General features: G+C 62.5%; 19 protein-coding genes. All 19 read right to left on the bottom strand.

Annotation, left to right across the window (positions count from 1 at the left end):
* Window positions 1-2 precede the first annotated feature (2 nt).
* The 19 genes from fliI to FFS62_RS10825 all read right to left on the bottom strand — a co-directional run bounded on the left by fliI (window position 3) and on the right by FFS62_RS10825 (window position 24,272).
* Window positions 3-1,361 carry a flagellar protein export ATPase FliI gene (gene fliI / locus FFS62_RS10915; protein ID WP_137972842.1) on the bottom strand — a complete coding sequence of 453 codons (1,359 nt, stop codon included), beginning with the start codon at window positions 1,359-1,361 and terminating at the stop codon, window positions 3-5.
* The gene (fliH, locus tag FFS62_RS10910) at window positions 1,351-2,133 is read right to left on the bottom strand and encodes a flagellar assembly protein FliH (protein ID WP_371920119.1); all 783 of its coding nucleotides are present in this window, start codon (window positions 2,131-2,133) and stop codon (window positions 1,351-1,353) included. Before fliH ends, fliI begins: the two co-directional genes overlap by 11 nt.
* A gap of 3 nt (window positions 2,134-2,136) precedes the next feature.
* Window positions 2,137-3,153 (bottom strand): flagellar motor switch protein FliG, encoded by a 1,017-nt coding sequence (fliG, locus tag FFS62_RS10905; protein WP_137972841.1) that lies wholly within the window; start codon window positions 3,151-3,153, stop codon window positions 2,137-2,139.
* Window positions 3,146-4,942, bottom strand: coding sequence for a flagellar basal-body MS-ring/collar protein FliF (gene fliF, locus FFS62_RS10900; RefSeq protein WP_137972840.1), 1,797 nt, complete (start codon window positions 4,940-4,942; stop codon window positions 3,146-3,148). The genes fliG and fliF overlap by 8 nt, the downstream gene beginning before the upstream one ends.
* 17 nt (window positions 4,943-4,959) lie before the next feature.
* Window positions 4,960-5,292, bottom strand: a complete 333-nt coding sequence (gene fliE / locus FFS62_RS10895) for a flagellar hook-basal body complex protein FliE (protein ID WP_137972839.1) — start codon at window positions 5,290-5,292, stop codon at window positions 4,960-4,962.
* Window positions 5,293-5,442: 150 nt separating this feature from the next.
* Entirely contained in the window at window positions 5,443-6,909 is a 1,467-nt protein-coding gene (gene fleR, locus FFS62_RS10890) for a sigma-54-dependent response regulator transcription factor FleR (protein ID WP_137972838.1), read from the bottom strand.
* 4 nt (window positions 6,910-6,913) lie between these two features.
* Window positions 6,914-8,131: a PAS domain-containing sensor histidine kinase gene (locus FFS62_RS10885; protein WP_137972837.1), complete on the bottom strand. Its 1,218-nt coding sequence runs from the start codon at window positions 8,129-8,131 to the stop codon at window positions 6,914-6,916.
* 158 nt (window positions 8,132-8,289) lie between these two features.
* A complete protein-coding gene (locus FFS62_RS10880; RefSeq protein WP_137972836.1) occupies window positions 8,290-9,765 on the bottom strand; it encodes a sigma-54 dependent transcriptional regulator in 1,476 nt (491 codons plus the stop codon).
* Window positions 9,766-9,946: 181 nt separating this feature from the next.
* A complete protein-coding gene (gene fliT / locus FFS62_RS10875) occupies window positions 9,947-10,243 on the bottom strand; it encodes a flagellar protein FliT (protein ID WP_137972835.1) in 297 nt (98 codons plus the stop codon).
* Between the two features lie 28 nt (window positions 10,244-10,271).
* Window positions 10,272-10,652, bottom strand: coding sequence for a flagellar export chaperone FliS (gene fliS, locus FFS62_RS10870; protein ID WP_137972834.1), 381 nt, complete (start codon window positions 10,650-10,652; stop codon window positions 10,272-10,274).
* Between the two features lie 88 nt (window positions 10,653-10,740).
* Window positions 10,741-11,136: a flagellar export chaperone FliS gene (gene fliS / locus FFS62_RS10865; protein WP_137972833.1), complete on the bottom strand. Its 396-nt coding sequence runs from the start codon at window positions 11,134-11,136 to the stop codon at window positions 10,741-10,743.
* 2 nt (window positions 11,137-11,138) lie between these two features.
* The gene (gene fliD, locus FFS62_RS10860; protein WP_137972832.1) at window positions 11,139-12,908 is read right to left on the bottom strand and encodes a flagellar filament capping protein FliD; all 1,770 of its coding nucleotides are present in this window, start codon (window positions 12,906-12,908) and stop codon (window positions 11,139-11,141) included.
* 73 nt (window positions 12,909-12,981) lie between these two features.
* Complete coding sequence (locus tag FFS62_RS10855; protein ID WP_137972831.1) at window positions 12,982-13,347, bottom strand: flagellar protein FlaG; 366 nt, start codon at window positions 13,345-13,347, stop codon at window positions 12,982-12,984.
* A gap of 72 nt (window positions 13,348-13,419) precedes the next feature.
* Window positions 13,420-14,904 (bottom strand): flagellin, encoded by a 1,485-nt coding sequence (locus FFS62_RS10850; RefSeq protein ID WP_137972830.1) that lies wholly within the window; start codon window positions 14,902-14,904, stop codon window positions 13,420-13,422.
* A gap of 263 nt (window positions 14,905-15,167) precedes the next feature.
* Window positions 15,168-20,309, bottom strand: coding sequence for a glycosyltransferase (locus FFS62_RS10845; protein WP_137972829.1), 5,142 nt, complete (start codon window positions 20,307-20,309; stop codon window positions 15,168-15,170).
* A gap of 71 nt (window positions 20,310-20,380) precedes the next feature.
* A complete protein-coding gene (locus FFS62_RS10840; RefSeq protein WP_137972828.1) occupies window positions 20,381-21,124 on the bottom strand; it encodes a cephalosporin hydroxylase family protein in 744 nt (247 codons plus the stop codon).
* Window positions 21,111-21,845 carry a WbqC family protein gene (locus FFS62_RS10835; RefSeq protein ID WP_137972827.1) on the bottom strand — a complete coding sequence of 245 codons (735 nt, stop codon included), beginning with the start codon at window positions 21,843-21,845 and terminating at the stop codon, window positions 21,111-21,113. The genes FFS62_RS10840 and FFS62_RS10835 overlap by 14 nt, the downstream gene beginning before the upstream one ends.
* 2 nt (window positions 21,846-21,847) lie before the next feature.
* Window positions 21,848-22,996, bottom strand: coding sequence for a bifunctional 2-polyprenyl-6-hydroxyphenol methylase/3-demethylubiquinol 3-O-methyltransferase UbiG (locus tag FFS62_RS10830; protein ID WP_137972826.1), 1,149 nt, complete (start codon window positions 22,994-22,996; stop codon window positions 21,848-21,850).
* Window positions 22,959-24,272: an NAD(P)-binding protein gene (locus FFS62_RS10825; RefSeq protein ID WP_137972825.1), complete on the bottom strand. Its 1,314-nt coding sequence runs from the start codon at window positions 24,270-24,272 to the stop codon at window positions 22,959-22,961. Before FFS62_RS10825 ends, FFS62_RS10830 begins: the two co-directional genes overlap by 38 nt.
* Between the last annotated feature and the right edge of the window lies 1 nt (window position 24,273).

Genomic DNA, 24,273 nt, shown 5'->3' with positions numbered 1-24,273 from the left:
TATCAGGCCTGCGCCTGCGGGTTGAACACCTGCGCCAGCTGGCTGACGCTCTCGGCCATCGACTCGCTCTCGCCCAGGCTCTGCTTCAGGTAGCGCGCCATGGCCGGTTGGCGGGCGATGGCCAGGTCGGTGTCGGGATCGCCGCCCGGCACGTAGGCGCCGACGCTGATCAGGTCGCGGCTCTGCTGGTAGCGCGACCACAGCTGCTTGAAGCGCTGGGCCTGCTTGAGGTGCTCGGGGCTGACCACCTGGGGCATGACCCGGCTGATCGAGGCCTCGATATCGATGGCCGGATAGTGACCTTCCTCGGCCAAACGGCGCGACAGCACGAAGTGACCATCGAGCACGCCGCGGGCGGCGTCGGCGATCGGGTCCTGCTGGTCGTCGCCCTCGCTGAGCACGGTGTAGAAGGCGGTGATCGAACCGCCACCCTGCTCCGCGTTGCCGGCTCGCTCCACCAGGCGCGGCAGCTTGGCGAACACCGACGGCGGATAGCCCTTGGTCGCCGGCGGCTCGCCGATGGCCAGGGCGATCTCGCGCTGGGCCTGGGCGAAGCGGGTCAGCGAATCCATCAGCAGCAGGACGTTCTTGCCCTTGTCGCGGAAGTATTCGGCGATGCGTGTGCAGTACATGGCGGCGCGCAGGCGCATCAGCGGCGCATCGTCCGCCGGCGAGGCGACGACTACGGAGCGCTTGATGCCCTCCTCGCCGAGAATCTCGTCGATGAACTCCTTGACCTCGCGGCCCCGCTCGCCGATCAGGCCGACCACGATGATTTCCGCCTCGGTGAAGCGGGTCATCATGCCCAGCAACACCGATTTACCCACGCCGGTACCGGCGAACAGGCCCAGGCGCTGGCCACGACCGACGGTGAGCAGACCGTTGATGGAGCGGATGCCGACGTCCAGCGGCTCATGGATCGGGTCGCGATTGAGCGGGTTGATGGTCGGGCCGTCCATCGGCACCCAGTCCTCGGCCTTCATCCCGCCCTTGCCGTCCAGGGCGCGGCCGGCACCGTCCAGCACCCGGCCGAGCATGGACATGCCCATGGGCAGGCGGCCGGTGTCCGGCAGCGGCACCACGCGGGCGCCAGGGGCGATGCCGGCCAGGCTGCCGACCGGCATCAGATAGATCTTGCCGGCGGAGAAGCCCATCACCTCGGCCTCGACCTGCACCGGATGGTAGCTGTCGTCGTTGATTACCAGGCAACGGCTGCCCAGCGCGGCGCGCAGGCCCTCGGCCTCCAGGGTCAGGCCGACCATGCGCAGCAGGCGGCCTTCCACCACCGGCTGGGTCGGCAGCTCGACGGCCTCTTCGTAGCCGGCCATGCGTTTGGCGAAGCTGGTGCGCTCAAGGCGCATCGGGGCTCTCCAGATCGACCTGGATATCAGCCTCTGGCGGATTGGTGGCCTGGGCCCGCTGCTGCTCGAACAGCTGCTTGAGGGCCATGGCCATGCGCGTCTCGACGCTGGCGTCGATGCGGCTGTGCTCGCTCTCGACCCGGCAGCCGCCGGGCTGCAGGGAGTCGTCCTCGAGGATGCGCCAGCTCTCCTCGTGGCGCTCGCGCAGGGCCTTCACCAACTCGAAGTCCTGCGGATGAATATGGATGCGCACGTTGCTGGCGCCCATGGGCAGCAGCTTCAACGCCTCGCGCAGCACATGGCGAATCTGGCTGGAGTCGCTGGCCAACTCGCGCTGGATCACCTGGCGGGTCATCTGGCTGACCAGGTTGACCAGCGCCTTCTCCAGTTCCTGGTCCTGCTCGGCGATGGGTGCCATCAGATGGCCCATGAGTTGTTCCAGCTGCGCCAGCTTGCCGGCCAGGGCGGCATCGGCCTCCTGCTTGGCCTTGAGCTGGCCGGCGCGGAAGCCGTCCTTCTCGCCGGTGGCGAAACCTTCGTTGTAGGCGTCCTGGCGGATCGCCTCGAGTTCGTCGAGCGTCAGCGGCTTGACGTCCTCGACCGCCACCTCCTCCACCTGAACCTGCTCGGCCTCGACCGCCGGCGCGGGTTCCGGCTCGGGTTCGGGCGGGGTCTCAACCTCGGGATCGAAGCTGGGTATGGCCCAGCGGTCGAAGCCCGCCACGTCCTTGGCGCGGATCAGCTCGCTGGGGGCATCCTTGGGCGGCACCATGGTTTAGATCATCGCCTCGCCACCGGCACCGCCGAGGACGATCTCGCCGGACTCGGCCATGCGCCGGGCGATGGTGAGGATTTCCTTCTGCGCCGTCTCCACTTCGCTGACGCGCACCGGGCCCTTGGCCTCCAGGTCGTCGCGCAGCAGCTCGGCGGCGCGCTTGGACATGTTCTTGAAGACCTTCTCCTTGATGCCCTCGTCGGCGCCCTTGAGGGCCAGCACCAGGATGTCCGAGGAGACCTCGCGCAGCAGCGCCTGGATGCCGCGGTCGTCGACGTCGGCCAGGTTGTCGAAAACGAACATCAGGTCCTCGATCTGGCTGGACAGGTCCTCGTCGACCTCGCGGATGGAGTCCATTAGCTGGCCCTCCACCGAGCTGTCGAGGAAGTTCATGATGTCCGCCGCGCGCTTCACGCCGCCCAGGTTGGCGCGGGTGGTGTTGGCGCTGCCGGAGAACTGCTTCTCGAGGATCTGGTTGAGCTCCTTGAGCGCCGCCGGCTGCACGGTGTTGAGCGAGGAAACGCGCAGGATGATGTCCAGGCGCACCTTGTGGTCGAAGTGGCTGAGCACCTCGCCGGCCTGGTCCGGATCGAGGTAGGCGACCACGATGGCCTGGATCTGCGGGTGCTCGTAGCGGATCACGTCGGCCACGGCGCGTGGCTCCATCCACTTCAGGCTGTCCAGGCCGCTGGTGCTGCCGCCGAGCAGGATGCGGTCGATCAGGTTGCCGGCCTTGTCCTCGCCCAGCGCTGCGGTGAGCATCTTGCGGATATAGGCGTCAGAGCCCACGCCCAGGCTGGTCTGGTCGCCGACGATGTCGACGAACTCGCCCATCACCTGCTCGACCTGCTCGCGCTGCACGTTGCGCATGCCGGCCATGGCCACGCCGACCCGCTGCACTTCCTTCGGCCCGAGGTGACGCAGCACCTGCGCCGCGTCCGTCTCGCCGAGGGACAGCAGGAGAATGGCGGCCTTGTCGACCTTGTTCAGCTTGACGGCGGTGCGATTGTCACTCATCGGCGTTGATCCACTCTTTGACTACCTGGGCGACGCGGCCCGGATCTTCCGCCACCAGACTCTTGATGGCGTTCAGTTGTGCATCATAACCCTCGGAGGGGCTTGGCAGCAGGATGCTCTGCGGGCCGCCGAGGCTTACCCGATCGGAGGACAGCTCGCCTTCCAGGCCACCCATGTCGCCCAGCTCCACATCGCCCTCGCGGCCTTCGCCCGCGGCGTTCTTGCCGCCACCGGCAATGTTGTTGAGCACCGGGCGCAAAACGAACCACACCAGAAGGAAGATCAACAGCGCGGGGAAAAGTTGCTTCAGGGCGCCCATCCCCATCAGGAACAGCTCGCTCTGATACCAGGGGGTCTCGATGACCTCACCGAGTTCGGCGGAGAACGGCGCGTTGATCACGCTGACGCTGTCGCCGCGGCTGGCGTCGAAGCCCACCGAGTCCTGTACCAGGCGGGTGAAGCGCGCCAGGTCATCGGCGCCCCAGGGGCTGCTGGTGGTCTCGCCGGTTTCGGGATTGATGCTGACCTTGTCGTCCAGCACCACAGCCACCGACAGGCGCTTGAGGCGGCCCTGCTGCTGCTTGGTGTAGCTGATCGAACGGTCCAGCTCGAAGTTGCGGGTGGACTGCTCGCGCTTATCCGCCGGATACGGCGCCAGCATCGGCTGGCCGGTGGCCGGATCCATGATTTGCGCGCCGTTGGCATCCAGCAGCGGCTGGCCGGGGGCGACCGGGCCGGCCGGCGCCGGTGCGGCGGCTGCGGCCTGCTCGGGAGCGGAGGCGGCACCCGGCGGCTGGTTGCTCAGGGCACCCGGCACGCCTTGCGGCGGCATACTGCTGGAGCGCTGCTCGTTGACCTGCTGCTCGCTGCGCAGAGCCGGCTGGTCCGGGTTGAACATCTCGGAGGTGGATTCCACCGCGCTGAAATCGACGTCGGCGGACACCTCGGCCTTGTAGCGGCCGTTGCCCAGCACCGGCTGCAGGATGTTGTGCACGCGCTGGGTGAACAGGGTTTCCATGCGGCGGGTGTAGTCGAACTGCTTGCCGGCCATGGTCAGCTCGGACAGCTCCTGCTGGTCGGACAGCAGGTTGCCCTTCTGGTCGACCACGGTGACCTGGGACTTGGTCAGCTCCGGCACGGAGGTGGCCACCAGGTTGACGATGGCCATCACCTGGCTCGGCTCCAGGCTGCGGCCCGGGTAGAGCTCGACCAGTACCGAGGCGGTGGGCTTGCGCTCGTCGCGGACGAACACCGAGCTCTTCGGAATGGCCAGGTGCACGCGGGCACCCTTGACGTTGTTCAGGCTGGAGATAGTGCGCGCCAGCTCGCCTTCCAGGCCGCGGCGATAGCGGGTGGCCTCCATGAACTGGCTGGTCCCCAGGCTCTGCTCCTGGTCGAGGATCTCGAAACCGACGTTGCCGTCGGCCGGCGCCACGCCGGCGGCGGCCAGCTTCATGCGCGCGCGGCCGAGCTCGTCGGACTTGACAAGCAGCGCGCCGGAGTTGGGCTCGACGGTGTAGGCGATATCGGCGGCGTTGAGCACCTCCATCACCTGATTGCTGTCCATGCCGGCCAGGTTGCCCAGCAACGGCTTGTAGTCCGGCTGCTGCGACCACAGGACCACGGCGAAGCCGATCGCCACGCTGGCAGCCAGACCGACCAGCAGGCCGAGCTGACGCAGCATGGACATCTCGGAGAGGTTCTCCAGGAAGGCCAGCCCGAACAGCGGTTTCTTCGGCTCGTCGGCGCCAGTGGTGGCGGGTACGTTTGCAGCGACTGCTTCAGCCATGACTCAAATCCGCCCTATTAAACCGGCATCTGCATGATGTCTTGATAGGCCTGAACCAGCTTGTTGCGCACCTGGGTCATGGCCTGGAAGGAAACGCTGGCCTTCTGCGAGGCGATCATCACGTCGGTGATGTCGACACCCGCCTGCCCCATCTCGAAGGCAGTGGCCAGCTGGCCGGAAACCTGTTGGGTCTCGTTCACCTTTTCAACGGCCTGGCCGAGCATATCGGCGAAGTTCGGCGCACCCGGCTCCGGCGCGGCAACCTGCGCAGGCTTGATCTTGGCCATGGCCTCCATCTGCATGGAGCGCATTTCCAACATCAGGCGATTGAATTCGACACCCTGGCTCATGACCTTTCCTCCAGCGACCGCGGATTTTTGACGCTGCGCGGCCTATGCGGGGGTATCTGCAAGCACAGTGCCAAAAAACAAAGACCCGCACGAGGCGGGCCAAGAGGGGATCGCTATTGCCCCGCCGGCAAGGCCGGACGGGGCGAATGCTTAGCTGGCGTAGAGATAGGCTTCCACGTCCATGCCGGCATCGCGCATCTGCGCCAGCTTGTACCGCAGGGTCCGCGGGCTGATGCCCAGACGCTCGGCAGCCTCCTTGCGGCGGCCACGCTCGGCACGCAGGGTATCGATGATCACCTGGAACTCGCGACGACGCAGATCCTCGCCCAGAGCGCCGGCACCCTCCGCAACGGCGGCTGGCTCCTCGATCGGCAGCGGACTGCTGGTCGACGAAGCCGGCGTACCGGCCGCCGGAGCGCCCACAGCCGAGGCTGAATTGCCAGTCACCAGCCGCACGGTTGGCGCGACGCTGATCGGCGCCATGCCGATAGGCGCCGTCAGGCACAGGTCGTGCGGCTGGATCAGCCCTCCCTGTTGCAGGATCAGCGCACGCTGGATGGCGTTGTCCAGCTCGCGCACGTTGCCGGGCCAGGCGTGAGCCACCAGAGCGGCGCGGGCCTGCGGCGAGAGCTGGACGGCGGCATGATTCATTTTTTTGACGTGCTTGCCGAGCAGGCGCTCGGCCAACGGCAGAATGTCAGCAGGCCGCTCGCGCAGGGAACGCCAGGCCAGCGGGAAGACCGACAGGCGATAATAGAGGTCTTCGCGGAAGCGCCCCGCCGCCACTTCGCCGGCTAGGTCGCGGTTGGTGGTGGCCAGCACGCGGATATCCAAGTTGATCGGCTTGCGCGCCCCCACCCGCTCCACTTCCCGCTCCTGCAGCACACGCAGCAGCTTGGCCTGCAGGCCCAGCGGCATCTCGGAAATCTCGTCGAGCAGAATGGTGCCGCCATCGGCGAGTTCGAACTTGCCCGGCTGGGCGGCGATGGCACCAGTGAAGGCGCCCTTCTCATGGCCGAACAGGGTGGCCTCGAGCATGTTGTCGGGAATCGCTGCGCAGTTGATGGCGATGAACGGGCCATTGCCCCGGTTCGACTGCTGGTGGATGTAGCGCGCCAGCACTTCCTTGCCGGTACCGGACTCGCCGGAGATCAGTACGGTGGAATCGCTCCTGGCCACGCGGGCGGCCAGCTCTAGCAGTTGCCGGCTGGCCGGCTCGCACGCCACCGGGCCATCGCTATCGCTGGCCGGCAGCCGACCGAGGGCATGGCGCGCCACCAGCTCCAGCAGGGTACGCGGCTCGAACGGCTTGACCAGGTAATCGGCGGCGCCCTGGCGAATCGCATCCACCGCGCGCTCGACCGCGCCATAGGCGGTCATCAGCAGTACCGGCAGCTGCGGATAGCTGGCGCGGATCAGGCCGAGCAACTGGTGGCCGTCCATGCCGGGCATGTTGACGTCACTGATCACCAGGCTGAAAGCCTCTTCGCCCAGCGCCTCGATGGCATCCTCGGCGCACTCCACGGCGCGGAAGTCATGGCCACCGAGCAGCAGGGTGTCGGCAAGCGCTTCACGCAGTGCGCGGTCGTCTTCGACCAGCAGAACCTTGGCGGTCATGGGCTTACTCCTGAATATCCGGTTGCGCCGCGCTGAGCAGCGGCAGTACGAGGGTGGCGCAGGTGCCACGACCGACGCGCGAGCGCAGGCGCAGCTCGCCCTGGTGGGCGCGCACCACCGCCTGAACCACCGCCAGGCCGAGGCCGGTACCGGTGGTCTTGGTGGTGAAGAAGGGCTCGCCGAGGCGCGCCAGGGTGGTTTCGTCGATACCCGGCCCGTTGTCGCTGACGCACAGGCGCAGGCTGTTGTCGCGGGCATACAGGTGAATCTTCAGGCCGGCTTCGCGGCCGCCGGCCTGGATGGCGTTCTCGATCAGATTGAGCACGGTGCCGACCAGGGTGTCGCGGTTGCACAGCAACTCGCCCAGGCGGGCATCGCATTGCCAGCGCACATTCATGCCCAGCACATGGGGCTCGGCGGCGCGGCGCAGGGCGTCGAAGAAGGCATTGGGGGCGATGCGGTCGGGCAGCGGCAGCTCGCCACGGGCGAATACCAGCATGTCGCGCACCTGATGCTCCAGCTCGTGCAGGCGCTCCTTGATGCGACCGGCGAAACGCTGTTGCTGCTCGAACGGCAGCTCCTGCTCGGCAAGGTGGCTGGCATACAGCAGCGCGGCCGACAGCGGCGTGCGGATCTGGTGGGCCAGCGAGGCGACCATGCGCCCCAGGGACGACAGGCGTTCGTGGCGCGCCAACTGATCCTGCAGGCGACGGGTTTCCGTCAGATCCGTCAACAGTACAAGCTGCCCCGGCTCGCCCTGCAGGGAGCGGGTGGCGATGGACAGGCGGCGCCCGTCCTTGAGGGAAATCTCGTGGCCGTCGTCTTCACGCGGGGCGAAGTTGCGCGCAATCACCTCGCGCCAGAGCATGCCCACTAGAGGTTTAGCGAGCAGGCTGCGTGCCACCGGATTGGCCTCGCGCACCACACCCTGACCATCGATGACTATCACACCGCCAGGCAGCAGGTCGAGCAGACTCTGCAGACGCTGGGCTAGACGCTCCTTCTCGGCCAGCTCCTGCATGCGCTGGGCGCTGACCAGGGCCAGCTGGCCCTTGAGCTCGCTCACCCGCGCCTCGAGCATGCTGTAGGAGCTGCTGAGCTGCGTGGACATCTGGTTGAACAGGGCGAAGGCCTGTTCCAGATTGGCACGGCTGGCCTGCTCGATAGGCGCAGCTGGGGCGGCGGCTTCGGGGGTGACGGGCGACGGGGCGGCTTGGCTCATGCTCTTCTCTCGGCTGGCGAACCGTCAGCAGACGGTCAGTCGAGAGAGTCTTAGCAATCCCCATGCCTAAAAATTAGGCCTTATATTTCAACAACTTAAAAAATAAAGCCGGAGCTTGCGTCAAAGCTCCGGCTCTATTTCCTGGGAAGCGAGGAGATTCAGTCCTCGTCTCCGCCTTCGTCGTCACGGCGGCTCATGCCGTACTTGCGCATCTTCTCCACCAGGGTCGTGCGGCGAATGCGCAGGCGCTCGGCGGCTCGTGCCACTACGCCATAGGCATCGTCCAGTGCCTGCTGGATCAGGCCCTGTTCGAGATTACCGAGGTAATCCTTCAGATCCAGCCCCTCTGGCGGCAGCATGGCGGTGTTGGCTATGCCCGGAATGCTGGCGCCGATGGCTGCACGCTCGTCCAGCTCTTCGCGCAGGCTGATGGCCAACTGCTCGTCTTCGTCATCGACATGGCGGAATTTCTTCGGCAGCTCACCGACGCCGATCACGCCGTAGGGATGCATGATCGCCATGCGCTCGACCAGGTTGGCCAGCTCGCGCACGTTGCCCGGCCAGTCATGGCGGCACAGCGACATGATGGCGGCGGAGTTGAAGCGGATGGAGCCGCGCTTCTCGAACTCCATGCGCGAGATCAGCTCGTTCATCAGCAGAGGGATGTCTTCCACGCGCTCGCGCAGCGGCGCCATCTCGATAGGGAAGACGTTGAGGCGGTAGTAGAGGTCCTCGCGGAAGGTCCCCTCCTCGATCATCTTCTCCAGATTCTTGTGGGTGGCGGCGATGATGCGCACATCCACCGACTGGGTCTTGTTGCTGCCGACCCGCTCGAAGGTGCGCTCTTGCAGCACGCGCAACAGCTTGACCTGCATCGGCAGCGGCATGTCGCCGATCTCGTCGAGGAACAGGGTGCCGCCGTTGGCCAGCTCGAAACGCCCGGCGCGGCTGGTGATGGCGCCAGTGAAAGCGCCCTTCTCATGGCCGAACAGTTCGCTTTCCAGCAGCTCCGCCGGAATCGCCCCGCAATTGACCGGCACGAACGGCGCCTCGCGGCGCTTGGAGTGATAGTGCAGGTTGCGCGCGACCACTTCCTTGCCGGTGCCGGACTCGCCGAGGATCAGCACGCTGGCCTCGGTATCGGCCACCTGCTGCATCATCTGACGTACCTGGTGGATGGCACGGCTGGTGCCGACCAGGCTGCGGAACAGATTCGGCTCGCGCTGGCGGCCGCGCTCGCGGGCCTGGTCGTACATCTCGCGATAGACCTGGGCACGGTGCAGGGAGTCGAGCAGCTTGTTGTAGCTGGGCGGCATCTCCAAGCTGGCCAGCACACGGCGGCGCAGGTCCTCCGCCCAGTCCGCCGGAACCGGCTCGCCGATCATCAGCAGCGGCAGGTTCTCGTCCCAGGCGATGATCTGCTTGAGCAGCTCCAGGGCACCGCCCTTGGCGTTCACATCGCCGAGCAGCACGTTGAGCACTTCGCGACTGGAGTCGAGTTTGCCCACGGTCTCGCGCCAATCGGCACTGCTGCAGGCCAAGTGGTCTTCGCCAAGAAAACCGAGAACCACTGCCAGGTCACGGCGGCGCTCGGCGTTGTCGTCAATCAGCAGGATTTTGGTTTCACGCCACATCTTGTTCTGGTCTGGCTCGCGGGCTGGGAAAAGGAGTCGCCAAAGCGACAACGGCAATTGGCCACTAGTAAAGTCAAAAATCAGGCGAGAGTCAAATTTATGGCGTAACTTTTTCTGCGAATCCCGAGAGCATCCGTAATTGTCTGTAGATGCCCGAGAAATTCGTAAGGAGGGAAGCCGTTCAGGTGAACAGCTGGTAGACCTTGGCGCCCTGCTGAGACTGGTTGAGCTGTACCAGTTCGCCGGCGAGGCGGCGCTGCTCGGCCTGGCAGGTCATCACCAACTCGCGGTAGAGGTCGAGAAGCGTCTGCATACGCTCACGCAGCACGCCCTCGTCACGCTCAGCCTCGACCATGGCCTCATCGACAGCATGGCGGCACTGGGCATCCAGCTCACCAATGGCAGCCCAGTCGCGGCGAGCGAGCGCATCACGCAAGGCGTTACCGGTGGCTTCAAGAAGCTGGACGGATGAACTCATGGATACTTCCCCTTCACACTGCAGATGCTCAGTGACTGATGGCATCCCAACCGGATTTCACGTTGCGCAACAGCTCGGCCACTTCGTCGATGATAGCCACATCGTTGCCGATGTTGGCCTCGACCAGGCGCGAGACCATGTACTCGTAGAGTCTGTCGAGATTAGCGGCAATTTCACCGCCTTGCTGCAGGTCGAGACTCTCACGCAGACCGCCGATGATACCAATCGCCTTGCTGATCAGCTCGCCTTTCGCTGCGTGCTGGCCATGCATCATGACGCCCTTGGCCTGAGCCAGACGGGACAGGCCACCTTCCATGAGCATCTGAATCAGTCGATGCGGGCTGGCGTCGCTGACCTGAGCCTGAGTGTTGACGGTTTGATACTGCCGAAGGGCCGCCATTGCGTTCATGATTGCTCCACTGAACATTGCCTGGATACAGTCTTTATATCGGCAATGCGGTACTCATCTTGAGGACCGAGCGAAGCAAAAAAACGGATTATTCCGCGGCGGCGGCAGGCTCTACTTCCGGGCCGATGCCATCCCAGGCGGACTTCAGCTGAGTCAGCAGCTTCTGCACTTCTTCGAGACTGCGCGGTGTGTCGTCCAGTGCCACGCCAGCCAGACGGCGGGTCATGTAGTCATAAAGCGCATCGAGGTTTTCGGCGATTTCGCCACCCAGCTTCTTGTCGAGACTGGCCTGCAGTACTCCCAGGATGGTGATGGTACTGCCCACTGCCATGCCGCGAATCTCGATGTCGCCCTCTGCCTGAGCCTGACGCGCCAGCAGAACACGCTCCAGGGCGCCATCCAGCAACATCTGCACAGCCTTGTAGGGGCTGACTTCCTGACTGGTCTTGACCTGCTTGTAGGTGTCGATCGGCTTCTTGCTCATCATCAATCCTTCTTCACGAAACCGGGCAGGCTGGCCAGCTGATTGCTCAGGCTTTCACTGGTTTTCTGCAAACGGGCGACCAGTTGGTCCATGGCGGTGTACTGAGCGACCAGGCGCTCCTGGATTTTACCAACGCGCATATCCAGAGCCTTGCGCTGCTCGTCTATGCCACCAGGCCCAGTTAGCGTGGCCTGCAACGCCTTGGTGCGCTGATCAAACACTCCGCCGGTTTTGAGGTATTCGCCGACATTCTTGTCGAGTCGCACCATCAAACCCTTGTCGCCAGTAAAGTAGCTGGAGACTTGCTCAAAGTTGGTATCCAACGCCGAAGAGAGCTTGGCGTCATCAATCTTCAGCGTGCCGTCCTTCTGGGTAGTGATGCCAAGGTCAGCCAGCGCCCGGACCCCCTCCTCCCCGGTCGTTTTGACAAGCTCGTTGCGCAGTCCGGCCAGCAGCCCGCGGACTGTGGCATCGCCGACCAGCGCTCCGGTAACCGGCTTGGAGCCTTCGCCAACCTGAACTACCGCTGTTTGCTGTGCAGCAGTAGTCATGACGCCGTTATAAGCATCGACAAACTTCTGGATATTGGTCTTGACCGAGCCTTTATCGACGCCAATGGTGACGTCCACGGTCTTACCTGCAGCCAGATCGCTCTCACTTTGAGCCGAAGCCAGATTCAGGGTGACGCCATCAATGGCAGAAGACACGGTATTGCTTTCGCTAACGACCTTGAGACCATCAACGAACAATACAGCCGACTGAGCTTTGCTGATGACCCCAGCAGCGCCGCTGGTGGAGTTGGGACTGGCGGAGGTAGAAGTCACCCCGGCAGCAGGATTCAATGAGGTCAGAGCGTTGCTAGTGGGAGTACCGCCAGAGGCGGTTGCCGTCACTTCAAGCGCAGTACCATTGGTGGAGTTCAACACCAATCGAGAGCCCGATGCATCTGTTTCGATACTGGCCGAAACCCCTTGGCCAGCGCCGGAGGCATTGATGGCATCTCGAACATTCTCTAGAGAAGAGCCATCGCTGATGGCCACATTGAGATTGGTCGAGCCTGCCTTGATGGCCAGGTTTCCGCTTTGAAACAGAGTGGAGGCCGGAGCACCACTGAAAGCAGGCAATTTAAGGCTAGCGGACGACTGAAATGCTTGAGTGGTAAGAGCCACGGTGCCCGTCGTAACACCATCCTCAGCGACAGCTACCTTGATGTCGTTGCCAGCCCCAGGCTTGCTGGAGTTCAGCACCAACCGAGATCCGGAAGCATCCGTGACTATGGTGGCGCTAATGCCTTTGTCCTTGCCGGCAGCATTGATGCTGTCGCGCACGCCCGCCAGAGTGTTATTGGTAGCAGTAACGTCTACCTCAATGCTGGATGAACCGGCAGAGATAGTCATTTTTCCACTGTTGAACGTCGTGGAGGCAGTGGCAGGCACCGATTGCAGCCCGACTTTACTGCTGGTCGCCAGCTGCTGTACCTGAACGCTGTACTTACCGGCAATGGCTGCAGTATCCGCTTTGGCACTGAGCACCGCACTACTGCTTGATGAAGCAGTGCGATTCGTGAAAAGAGATGGCTTGTTGAGATTCTGGATGGCGGTCTGTAACCCGCTCAGCGACCCTTTCAATGTACCGAGCGCGGAAAAGCGCGAGGTAGTTGCTTTCTCAAGGCGATCAAGCTGCTGAGTCTTTGGGGCCTTCTCGGCGTTAACCAGCGCGGCGACGATTTCATCAATTTTGATGCCCGTTCCAACACCTAGTATTCCAGCCATTTCTCACCTCGCCAAAAATATGACTCTTAATCACCGAATGGTGGCTAACAGTCAAAAGCCGTGCCAATTACAATCAAGCTTCGGCCTTGAACAGCAAACTACGTACTTCCTCGAGACTCTCGGCTAACTGCAGGGCCTCTTCCGAAGGGATCTGCCGAATGATGTCTCCGGAAGATGCATCGGTAACTTTGACCACCACCCTTCCAGAAGCATCCTCCAGAGTGAAATTCACGTTCCGCCTCACCGACTGAACGAACTCCTGGATGGTCGACACAGCTGATTCAACCTGCTCGCGGGAAACACCGCCTTGCCCAGCGGCAGCCGCCGGAGCTACAGGCTCTTCCTCAGGGCCGCCAGTTGGCTGCTTGCGCTCCTCGACGGGAGCAGCACGCCCGGCAACAAGCGGATTCAACGAATTCTTGATTGAACCGACGTCCATAACTTTCTCCTCACAAAGAGGTAGCGGGGAGAAGAGCTAAGCCCTTCTCCCCGCAGTCTAGCGCCTCTGACCTTAGCCGAGCAGGCTGAGTACAGCCTGCGGCAGCTGGTTGGCCTGGGCCAGGATCGCGGTACCGGCTTGTTGCAGGATCTGATTCTTGGTCAGTTCCGAAGTTTCGGCAGCGAAGTCGGTGTCGCGGATCCGGCTACGAGCAGCGGAGGCGTTCTCAGAGATGTTCTGCAGGTTCGAGATGGTGTTCTCGAAGCGGTTCTGCACAGCACCCAGTTGAGCACGCTGACTGTCGATGTTGGAGATCGCACCGTTGATGATCCCCAAGGCATCCTGCGCGCCGGCAGCCGTACTGATGTCGATCGTATTAACCGCATCCAGCTCACTGAAGCCATCGGCACCCAGGCCACCGGTCATACCAGTCACTTGGAAGGCATCGGCTGCTTCGAGTTGAACCTGGCCATCGGCACGAGCACCACCACCTTCTACGACGGTCGCTGCAGCACCTACATCAGTCTCACCGTCGAAGCTCTTCGCCTGCAGAGTCGCACCGCCCGAGCCCGAGTAGTTGGACAGGATGATCGAGTCGCCGCGCGAGCTGGTCAGCTCGATGGTGTCGCCTTTGGAAATCGCGGAGATACCGGTCTTGCCAGTTTCCTTGTTGATCGCCTCAGCCAGCGAGGACAGATCGCTGAGATCGGTGACTACTGCGGAGACGGTGGCGCTATCGGTATCGAGCGACTTGCTGGTGCCGCCGTACAGGTTGAAGGACACGGTACCGGAGGCAGTGATGCCGCCCAGTTCGGCAACGGTACGAGCGTTGGCGGTAACGCCGGTTTCGTCGCTCTTGGCGTTGACGGCCTTGGCCACTTCGCTCGCAGCACCGCTGGCAGCGCCAGTGATGGTAACTGCGCCATCGGACAGCTTGGAGTCGATGTCGAAGGTGGAGTCGGCGTAGGCGCTGCCAGAGGTGGCGCTGAAAGCGGCACCGGAAGCAGTGGCTACAGCAGCTGCACCGGAGGTAGTAACCCGGTTGATACCGATACGGTCGGTAGCGGCGGAGCCGATGGAGACACTAATGGTCTCGTAAGCGTTAGCACCTACCTGGAAGCTCTGGGAGCCGAACGAGCCATCCAGAATCTTGCGACCACCGAAGCTGGTGGTATCGGAGATACGGTTGAGTTCCTGTTGCAGCTGAGCAACTTCGGACTGCAGAGCGGCACGCTCGGTAGCACCGTTGGAGCCGTTGGCAGACTGCAGCGACAGGTCACGCATACGCTGCAGGATGCCGGTGGACTGCTGCAGGGCACCTTCAGCGGTCTGCGCCAGGGAGATACCGTCGTTCGAGTTGCGGGTAGCAACGTTCAGACCGTTGATCTGGCTGGTCAGACGGTTGGAAATCTGCAGGCCAGCGGCGTCGTCTTTCGCACTATTGATGCGGAAGCCGGTGGACAGACGCTGCAGCGAGGTGTCCAGACCTTTGGAAGAAGTGTTCAGGTTGCGCTGGGTGTTGAGGGACGCAACGTTAGTGTTGACTGTCAGGGCCATGGTATTGCCTCCAGATGACCGTAAAACCGTTTGTCTGAGCTTGCGAGCTCGGGCCTGCATGCTCAGACGCCCAGAGAGTTCGCATTCGTACTTTGTATCGGCGCTGGAGGGAGGAGCTTTAGAGAGATTTATTGCTTTTTTATTGATTTTTTTTTTGCTTTTCTATCAATCACTTAATCAAGAAAAGCAGCAAAATTTACAGCTCTGACGGAATCCCGGCAGCCAATATCCGATTGACTGCCGGGATTTTGCGTGTAAAGGCCTTAGTCCGGTGTCCAGCCTTTACGCCAACGAAGCAAGTTTTCGCCGCTGAGCATCCAGTCGCGATGGACTGCCTCCCGCAACTGATCACCCGCACGAGCCGCCGCATCCAGATCGTTTATATGCATGCGGATGGCGTCGACCCAATCCTTGAAGCGATTTTTCACTCGGGTAACGGGCAGATTATCGTCCTGATAGCAGCGCACTTCGCTGCATACCACCGGGAACCCGCAGGCGCCATACTCGAGCAACCGTAGATTGCTCTTGCAGTCGTTGAACAGGTTCTGTTCGACGGGCGCCAGCGCCAGATCGAGATTCAGTGCCGCCAACGCTTTCGGATACTGGTCTATATCGACGCCCTGATGGATTTCATGAACAAACGGGCGCAGCTTCTCCGGGCACATGCCGAAGAAGACCCACTCCACCTCACCCGCCAACTCCTTCACCACATCGGCGATCATTTCCAGATCTCCGGTGTGGCCGACGCCGCCGGCCCAGCCGACCCGCGCCTTGCGCCCTTGGCGACGCAGCCCCTGTAGATCCCCCCACCAATGCGTCGGGAGGTAGTTCTTCACTACCCGGATGTCGCCATGCAGGCCTGCAAAGGCCTCGGCCAGAGGTGCGGTAGACACCACGAAACGATCCACCAGATCCAGGCCGCGGCGCAGCGACTTGAGGATATCCCTGGGCATCTGCGAGCGGTGTGCGCTCTTCAGCGGCAGATTGGGCAGATAATCGTCGAGTTCATACACCGTGAAGGCGCGCGAGAACTCCCGAATACGCCGCATCGCCTCGAGACGCTCATCGCCGATCTGTCGTTGCAGCACGATCACATCCGGATCGAAGCGCTCCAGATCCGGCACCTGCAGCAGCCCCATGGACATCATGCCGTCGACCAGTCCGGCCTCCTTGAGCGCGGAGAACGGCTTGATCATCCGATAGTTGCCGCATCCCCAGGGGTCCGCCGGGTGCGCCAGAACCACCGGCAAGGGGCGCCAGGTCAGGGGCCGCCAGGTCAGACCGGTGTCGCTCTCGAGATCGAATCCGCGACCACTGAGTGCGAGGTTACGGTTGTAGGCCGGATCACGAGCCAGCGCAGGCAAGTGGCGCTGATAGACCTTATCCTGCTCATCGACACTAGCCTGCCGAGGCTGCCCTTCATGCAGTACTGCAGCATGTGCGGCCCAGACGGTCAGATAGCCGGCATCGCGCATCCGCAGACAGAGATCGACATCGCGGTAGACACCCATATCGGTATCGAGACCACCGAGCTGGCGGAACACTTCGGCACGCACCATCAGGCATGCCTCGCCGACCGCGCTGTAGTCCTGGTCGACCTGCAAGCGCTGCATATAACCTGCAGCACTCAACGGTTCACCGGCAAACGCCGCAGAGGCCGGCCCACCCAGGCCTAGCAGGAGCCCCGCTTGGTCGATACGCCCATCGGCCGTCAGCAGCTTCGCACCGACTATGCCAACTTCCGGGCGCTGAGCATGGTTGAGCAGCTCGCCCAGCCAGTTCTCCTGCATCACCGCTGACTCGCCGGAAAGCAGCAGCAGATACTCACCTTGTGCAGCCGCCGCGGCAGCATTCAGCGCTTGCGCGGGCGCAGCACAGTTCACCACTCGCAGCTTGGTGTCGCCCAGAGCGGCGACAGCCTGCAGCCAAGCCTGTGTTTCAGCGTCTGCAGAACAGTCGACCAGCAGGATTTCGTAATGTGGATAGTTGGTCTTCTCCAGCAGGCTATCCAGGCAACGTTGCAGGCGTGCCAGTGGCACATCGGCGGCAATCAGCACAGACACCAGCGTGCTGGTCGAGTGGCCATAGTCCACTCGGTAACGCGCAGGCAGGCCGGGAAGTACCCTGGCCTGGTAGCCCCGATTTGCCAGGTGGCGCTCGATCACACGGCGCTCGTCGGGGTTGTCGCGCAGCGCCGGCGCCGCGGTAATCAGCAGAGGCTCGTCGATATGGCCCAGCCCCACCAGCCCGTCCTGTTCGATCAACCGTGTAATCAGCTCGAACTCCAAGGCCTCGGCAAATTGCGCATCGAAACCGCCCATGCTGATAAACAGATCCCTGCGGAACAGCCAGTAGCGGGCCGCTACCAGAGGGAAACTGAGGAGGAGATCGAGATTGAAGCCAGGCAGGAAGGCACCCCCCAAGCTGCCGTCCGGCAGACGCTGCAGCTGATCTCCATATACAGCCCGGCACTCTGGGCTGGCCAGCAATTCCAGGCCGGCAATCATCAGACCGCTCGGCGTGAACTCATCGCCAGCTTGGGCCAGCATAAACCACTCGAAATCGGCCTCCTCGACCGCTCGGTTGATCTGCACTGCCAAATCGTCGCCAGCTAGGCGGATGAAGTGCAATTTGTCTGCTGCTGAAGTAGTGGGGGTCGTGCTCGGTGTCAGCACGATTATCTTGAGTGTGGAGTAGATGCAGCGATCACCACTCAGGCTCTTCAGAGTCGCCATCAGCTTGTCTGACTGTCCGTCGAGATCAAGCACCACCACACCTATCAGAGGGCCGCCGCCATGTGCCTGCAGATATTCACTGATTAAGCGATTTTCCGTTTCGGTGGGCAGGCGCTCCGCCAACCAACGTTCGAGGCTGGATTTGCTGGGTCTTTCCCCCAGACGCGCCAACATCTGCCGGCGCTCGTGTTGCAGGCCCTCGCTGGAGGAGCCGGAATAACGCCTGTACAGCTCTTTATACAGGGCAGGAAAATTCTTCCGCTCGCGCCCCAGCATGTGGTCGGCGCCCGCCCCCACCTCGCGCGTGTGCACCTCCGTGGTGACCGTCGGCACATGCACGAAGGGGTAGCGAGTAGCCAGGCGCAGCAGCATGTCCCAGTCTTCGAACGCCGCCAGTTCGGTGTCGAATTCACCAACCTCCACGAGCATTTCACGCGGGTGTGCCCAGGTGTTCACCGGTATGTAGTTCTGCGCGAACAGACGGTCCCGATCAAACACCTCGTGCTGGAAAGGCTGGTTGCGGCCAAGCTCGACACGTCGCCCTCCCTCCAGGCGCTCGCTGACGTATTCCACGCCGGTGTACACCACGCTCTGCGGATGCTGCTCGAACGCTTCGGCGAGTACCGCCAGGTGGTTGGGCAGGTAGATGTCGTCATCGTCTAGATAGACCACATAGCGCCCCCTGGCCTGCTTCAGGCCGGCGTTGCGCGCAGCGGACAGGCCTCGATTGCGGCCCTGGCGGATGTAGCTGATGGGGAAGTCATAATCAGCCAACAGATGTTCGACCGGCTCGCCATTGTCGTTGATCAGAATGACTTCGAAATCTTGCAGGGTCTGTCGACCGACGCTGCTGAGTGCGTCGCGCAGCAGATCGGGCCGGTTGTAGGTGGTGAGGATGATGGAAAAAGCGGGCTCGTAGCCTGCCCCGGCCAGCTTTTCCAGCTCGGCCAGCCCCCCCCCCGTATGACCGAGAGCGCGAGCCTTGTAGGCCAGACGCAAGGCAGGCGAATACTCCTGCAGCTGTTGCAGGACGCCGGATACGCGCTGGCAGGCCTCAGCCTGACCGCGGATGTCGTCGGCCAGGTCAGGGAACAGGCGGCTGACCGGATAACGGGCAAAGGCATCCAAGATCACCTTGGCCTCGAAGGCGCGCGTCTTGGCGCTGGAGAGACTCTCACCATGCTGCCGCCAGTGGCAGAGAATCGCGTCCACCTTCTTGAAGCGTGCGGTGTCGGCTAGCCGGGTCCAGATTTGGTAGTCGTGACAGCGGGTGAAGGTCGTGTCGTAGCCGCCATGGCGTACGTACAGGTCGCGGCGCACCGCCGTGCCGGGATTGGGCAGGCAGTTGCCCTGGATCAGCAGGGGTAGCACGTCCCGCCCCAGGTAGTCTGGATAGTGGGTATGCAGCACCTGCTTGCTGCTCTGCTCCTCGTCGAAGATTTCCAGGTCGCCATAGAAGATATCGGCATCGACACTGGCGATGCTCTTGCGCAGCGCAGCCAGGGCGCCCCGCGCCTGCTTGTCATCGCTGTCGATCCAGACGATGAATTCGCCACGCGCCGCCTTGATACCGGTATTACGCGCCGCCGCACCGCCACCGTGCTGGTTACGCAACAGCCGCAGCCGGGGATCATCGATTCTTTCCACGATTTCCAACGAGCGGTCGGTGGAGCCGTCGTCGACCACGATCAGCTCGAAATCGGCATCGCTCTGCGTCAGTACGGAGTCGATTGCCTCCTTTACATAGCGCTCGCGGTTGTACATGGGCATGACGACGCTGAAGAACGGCGCCGTTCCACTTGCCGCTGAAGGTGCGCTGGCAGACACCGCCGGCATCGCAGAGGGTGCACTGAAGACCTTGAAGCGCTGATCCATCCATTCCAGAACCTGGCTGATCAACTGCGGCTTGCGCGCTGGGTCGATGGCGGGATGGGTAACAATGCTGTCGACGAAAAGCGCGGCCAGTTCGTGGTGTTTCGCCTCACTCTTCTGCCCAGTCAGCCGCTCCATGGGCGTGCTGTCGCGCTTGCTGATTTCGCGGCGCACGTAGAGGGGCTTTTCTACCCGAGCGAATGGACCATGACCGGCCAGATGGCAAAGGAACGCCAGATCGGCACTGATGACCGGGCGGAACGAGAAATCGATACAGGAGCGGCGGATCAGCTGATTGACCGGCTCGCAGCGATACAGCGCTCGCAATAGCTTGAGATAGCGCTCGTGGGCCTGCAGTGGCTCGTCGAAGATGTAATTGCCGCCGTTGGTCTGTGCGAGGGGCCGGCCGAGCTCGTCGATGTAGCTGGTATGGCCATACACCAGGCTGACGCTGTCGTCTGCCTGCATCCGGGCCAGCGTTTCCGCCAGGAATTCCGGCACCACCTGGTCATGGCCACCCAGCCACATGAAGAACTCGGAATCGCTGTTCTCCAGGCAGTAACGGAAATTCTCCAGGGCTCCCAGGTTGGAAGCGTGGCGCACGTAGGTGAAACGTTTGTCCGTGGCGCAGAACGTCCGGCAGACCTGCTCGGTAGCGTCGGTCGATGCGTTGTCCGCCACCAGCACCTTGAACTCTCCATGGGTCTGCGCGGCAAGCGAGCGCAGCGTCTCCAGGATGTAGGCGCCTTCGTTGTAGATCGGCACGCCGATCACGATCTGACTTTCTATCTTCTGCATGCATGCACCGTGTCATTGCGTTGGGCGGCGGGCCGCCCGTAGAACCAGGGCCAGGAACTGGCGATATCCGATCAGGCCTGCGCACCCTGCACACGACGCAGATAGCCGTCCGGTGCCACGGTGATAAGCAGTTTCGCCTCGAGATCCTTGTCGATCACGAAGTCCGTTGTTTCTTTCAGATACTGGTGTACTGCGGTCTTGGGGCTGTTGCCAACGCTCCAGGGCCGGTCCTCGGCCACCAGCGAAGCCGGCATGTCCTCCAGCACCGTGTCCATCACCACGCAGTACCCGCCTTCGCACACCAGCGGCGCATAGGCACGCAGTTCGGCCAGAACATGATCGTGGGTGTGGTTGGAGTCGAGCACGACGATCGCCCGCTTGCCTTTAGCCAGCGCCTGCACCTGCGCGATTATGTCGGGGGCAATCGAGGAGCCTTCGATCAGGCGCAGGCGCCGGCTCATCGGATGCTCCTCAATGGCCTTGCGGTTATGGGCACGAATATCGATATCGATGCCGATCACCTCTCCATGCCCCATCAGCTCCAGCAGCGAGGCGTAGTAAAGAACGGAGCCGCCATGGGCGACGCCGGTCTCGATGATCAGATCCGGGCGGGTTGCCCAGACGATTTCCTGCATGGCCATCATGTCCTGAGGAAACTGGATGATCGGCCGCCCCATCCACTTGAAGTTGTAAACGTACCGGTGTGGAGAGGTCTCTCGCAGCCAGATGCGCGACAGCGCCTGGACGTCGCGGTCGGCCTTGAGGCCTTCGATCTGCGTGCGCATGTCAGCATCGAACGAGTCAGTCGCGCTCATTTAGGAAATCTCTCCAGCTAAGGGTGTCGGATGCAATGTAACGCACGCCGTCCCGGCCGCAATTGGCGACCAGGTCCAGGCCCGATACATAGGGGGTGAAGGCGCCATGTGCCTGCGGGTAAGGCAGGCGCCGGTAATTCACATACTCGACGTTGACACCCTGGCGCTCGAAGCCAGGATGGTCGAGGTAGCGCGATGCACCGTGACCGGTAATGTAGACATCGCCCCCCAGGCTACGCACCACGGCGAGGACGCGCTCGCTGCTGCTGCCCGGGATAGCCAATTCGGTCACATCGACGAAGCGCGTGCCGGCATCGAGGCCAAAGTAGCGCACCAGCGCGAGCAGGGAGGCACGCGCCAGCGCACCGATATGAGCATGCTCACTGAGATAGACCTCCTCGGCCAGTTCCAGAGCATCCGCAGCGAAGGGCGCACCGGAGAAGCTGCGCCGCAGCAGCATCATGTGAGCATCGCGCCAACGCTCCGGCGGAGCGATACGAACTTCGTCGATGCGTTGGCCCAGGTGCAGCGACTCCAGCGGTACCGTCATCCAGCGCATGCCTTCAGGAGTCTTGAGCTGCACGCGGTTGACGAAACCGCCCTTGGAAAACTGCACATCGTCGTAGTGCACGAAGATATCAGCCAGGCGCACCTGCTCCAGCAGGCCGACCCAGGGGAACAACATCGACTGGGAAATGACGACACGGGGGGCTGCCGGCATCGCTACACCTCCCCCAGGGTACTGATGCCATGAATGAGCCCGGCCGGAACGCCGCGGGCCATCAGGCTCTTGCGGATTTCCTCATAGAAGGTGTTCGAGCCGATGAAGATCGCACGACCATCTCCCGGAGCGATGTCCTGTGGCGAGCGAATCGGCCGCTGGTAGCCATCAATGTACTTGCCATGCCAGCTGGTGTTGGAGTCGAAGAGATCGTGATCGCCGTAGTCACCTACCGCGGCCAGATAGGGGATGCAACGCAGCGGCACGTAGTAGCCACAGGCCCCATGCAGCTGGGCATGCAGCCGCGTGAAGGCCTCGATCCTGCGCTGCGCGCGCTCGAAATAGCCGTCACAGTCGCCCTGCCCACTCTCGGCGGGTAACGAACTGCCACCCTTGCGTGCAACAACATGGAAGGTATTGCCATAGGAACCCCGGCCAACCCGTACTTCGCCGAAGCCGGCAGCCCGCAGGATTCGAATGATCGAGCCTTCGGTGAACATGTTCACATGCTGGTGCTCGAGCATCGAAATGTCGCCGAACTGAATTGCCTGCGTCGAGTTGGTCGTGGCGAACGCAAAAGTCCCTCCTGGGACCAGTGCCTTGCAGACCTGGCGGGAGAACTCGACTACTGCGCCGACATGTTCGAAAACGTCGTTGCAGAACACGAAGTCGGCGTCCAGGCCGAGCGCATCCGCGTCGAAGAACTGGTTGATCAGCGGAAAACCCAGGCGCTCGCTCCAGCGCAACGAGTATTCGGACGGATCTATGCCGGTGACTTGCCAGCCATGCCGACGCATGAACTCGATACTGAAGCCTGCGCCGCAACCGATCTCGAAAATTCGCGCCGGCTGCACGGCGTTCACCGCGTCCAGGAAAAAGGTATTCACGCTTGCCCCATAGGTATCGATCTGCCCCGACTCGGGGTTGATGAAACCGATATTGGCATCCTGCTGGTAGGCCAAATCCAGGCAGGCTTGTTCACTGAAAGTCAGCGCCAGCTCCAGATAGTCGAACTCGGCATTGACCTGTAGCCGCATCGGCATGCGCGGTTCGATGCCTGGTACGGCATGTTTTCCGTCACTCAGCCGCCAGTAGAACGGCATCGAGGCGATTTCAAGGCAGCCTTCGCGAACAGTCCAGTGCGGCTGCATAGGCGGCTCCAACGGTTTGATGAGAGAAGAACAAGCCCTTGTCAGTGCGCATTCCGGTGAAGTGGAGCAGAGCGAAACCCGAGCGCTCGCTTACCCGCTGGGCCAAATCATCCAGCCTGGCCGCATTGGCCAGGCTCGGCACGGCCACCCGCAGTCGGCGCGACAAGCCATGACTGTCGAGCACGCGGACACCGGGCAGGACCTGCTGCAGTTCCGCGACAAGGCGTTCTACAGGCGGCGGCTGGCCGATCTCGTGTAACACCTCGACCGCGAGCACACGGTCCAGGTGAGGCGCCTGGTCGAAGTTATAGGCTCGATAATTGACGATACGACTCGCTGCGAGCCCACTGTCATGGCACAGCACATAGTAGGCCGGCAGCTCCAGCGGCTCGATCTGGAAGTAGAAGATCGACAGCTCGACACTGTCCAGCTGCTGCGCCACTTCGGGCGCCAGGGCGGCCAGCGGGCTGGCGATGATACAGGCGTCAAACTCAGCGCTTAGAGGCTTACCGTCACGTACCAGCATGTCGTCGTCCAGGCGCACGTCGCAACCCAGCTCGACGCAGATGCCCAGCCCGCGCAAATAACTGACAGCCCGGTCGGAAAGGCCATGCGCCGCGGCAGTAAAGAACAAGGCTCTACGCCCGCCGTATACCTCACCAGCCGGATGGGTCTGCTCGGGATTGCCGATCACCGCATCCAGTCGAGGCTCCTGTTTCAGGGCATCGGCTTGCGGTTTGTCCGCCAGAATGATCCGCCTTAGGTCGAAGAAGCAGTGCAACGCGCAGGAGGTCAGGGTCTGCGCAGGTTGTTTCCAAAGCTTCTCAAGTATCGGGGCTATCACCTGCTCCGCCGCCACGGCGCCAAAGCGTGCTCGGGATTCCTCGGCAGCGCTGACCTGAACGTCGTGCTCGCTTCGCTGCAGGACCTGTTCACGAATCAACGGAAGCTCTGGCAGATGGCGCACATCGGGGTAGATGCTGTTCGGGTTTAGCGCGCCTGCGTTGAACGAAGCGCCGATATCCACTTGCACGCCTCGTTTCTCGATGAACACCTCAGAACCAAACATCGCGGTCAGCAATGCCTGTTGCTCAGCACTCACATAGAGCACGTGCATACCCAACTCGCAGGTACCGAAGGGGGTATCAACGGTCGCGTACAGGCCACCTACCGACTGGCCCTTTTCCAGCAAGGTAACGTCCCAGCCCGCTTCCCTGAGCTGGGCAGCAGCCACCAGGCCGCCTATGGAAGCTCCAACTATAACGGCACTGGGCATG

This window comes from Pseudomonas sp. F(2018), assembly GCF_005508865.1.
Lineage (GTDB): Bacteria > Pseudomonadota > Gammaproteobacteria > Pseudomonadales > Pseudomonadaceae > Aquipseudomonas.
This window is presented reverse-complemented; position numbering and strand designations above follow the sequence as displayed.